This is a genomic window from Paenibacillus sp. 01L418, from assembly GCF_056400045.1.
The window spans coordinates 1-1,669 of sequence record NZ_JBFTSN010000717.1 but is presented as its reverse complement, the minus strand read 5'-3'; the positions used below and the strand labels follow the sequence as shown (position 1 = coordinate 1,669).

Genomic DNA, 1,669 nt, shown 5'->3' with positions numbered 1-1,669 from the left:
GACACAGGCACAGAGGTTAATAAAGATGAACTACGCGTGGGTGATCTTGTGTTCTTCAACACAAGCGGCAAAGGCGTTTCTCATGCGGGCATTTACATTGGGGATGGGAAATTTGCTCATTCTTCTACAAGCAAAGGGGTTACGATTACAAACCTTAACGATTCTTATTATGCAAAACGTTATGTAACAGCAAGGCGTGTCGTAACGGAAGATACATTTGCTGCGATGATGGAGTCTAAATAAAGCGTAATGATTTTAAAAACCACCTTACGAGGTGGTTTTTTTTATGTAACCATTTATTAAGTATTTGTTAAAGGGTTGTAAGCCAATAATTCGCAAGCTTACAATGTAAATAACATGAGTAATGGAATGAGGTTATAGGATTGAAAAGAGGAACAATCGCATCTTTGGTAGAGGTACTAGCTGTATCTACTAAACTAGGACTTACCTCATTTGGGGGTCCGATAGCCCATTTGGGTTATTTTCACAATGAGTATATTCGTCGCCGTAAATGGATGGATGAACGTAGTTATGCAGACCTCGTTGCTTTATGTCAGTTTCTACCTGGACCAGCCAGCAGTCAAGTTGGGATCGGTATAGGGATAGTTAGGGCTGGGTTATTGGGCGGACTAGTGGCTTGGTTAGGGTTCACACTGCCATCGATCATTGCATTAGTGGCCTTTGCTTTTTTGCTGCAAGGATTTGATCTTGGAAACACAGGCTGGATTCATGGATTGAAAATTGTAGCGGTGGCCATCGTTGCTTATGCCGTTCTAGGGATGGGGCAGAAACTAACACCGGATCGAAACAGAGCTACGATAGCAGTCATCGCTGCTGCGATAACGTTATATTGGCAAGCGGCCTATAGTCAAGTAATCATTATTGCTGCAGCTGGACTGATCGGGGTATGGTTATATCGTATGAAAACAGTCGAGGGAACTCCTGATCTGAACATTCGAATTAGCCGTTCCCTTGCGATCTCCTGCCTCGTTATATTTCTCACGCTGCTTATTGTTTTGCCATTTCTAAGACAATGGGAAAATATGGAATGGATTGCGATGTTCGATAGCTATTATCGTGCAGGCTCACTGGTGTTTGGAGGCGGACATGTTGTTCTGCCGCTTCTTGAGAACGAAGTTGTCTTTACCGGGTGGGTTAATGAATCGGATTTTTTAGCTGGTTATAGCGCTGCGCAGGCTGTGCCTGGTCCACTTTTCACATTCGCTAGTTATCTTGGTACTCTCTCTGGTGGATTGACTGGAGCCATTGTTGCAACAACTGCAATTTTTTTGCCGGCATTTCTTCTCGTTGCTGGAACATTGCCGTTTTGGAATGTGTTGCGAAATAACTCAAAAATCCAAGGTGCATTAGTTGGCGTTAACGCCGCTGTAGTTGGCATATTGCTTGCTGCACTGTATGATCCGCTTTGGACTAGCGCGATAGTAGAGTCCGGTGATTTTATGCTGGCTGCCGTATTGTTTATTATGCTTGTTTTTTGGAAGCTTCCACCTTGGATGATTGTTGTGACCGGTGCATTAGGTGGAATGGCCCTTGAACTTATTTAATAATTAATCAATTGATAAAAACCTCTAATCCGCGATAACGGATTAGAGGTTTTTTTATATGAATTGAATCTGCCTACATAACGGATTTTGCACCAATGCTCAAT

General features: G+C 42.9%; 2 protein-coding genes. Both read left to right on the top strand.

All coding sequences use genetic code 11. From position 1 onward, the window contains the following. Positions 1–243, top strand: a 243-nt coding sequence (locus AC1DSE_RS35000; RefSeq protein WP_477529093.1) for a C40 family peptidase, incomplete at its 5' end; no start/stop codon positions are given. 134 nt (positions 244–377) lie between these two features. Beyond that, positions 378–1,565, top strand: a complete 1,188-nt coding sequence (locus AC1DSE_RS34995) for a chromate transporter (protein WP_477509822.1) — start codon at positions 378–380, stop codon at positions 1,563–1,565. Positions 1,566–1,669: the final 104 nt, after the last annotated feature.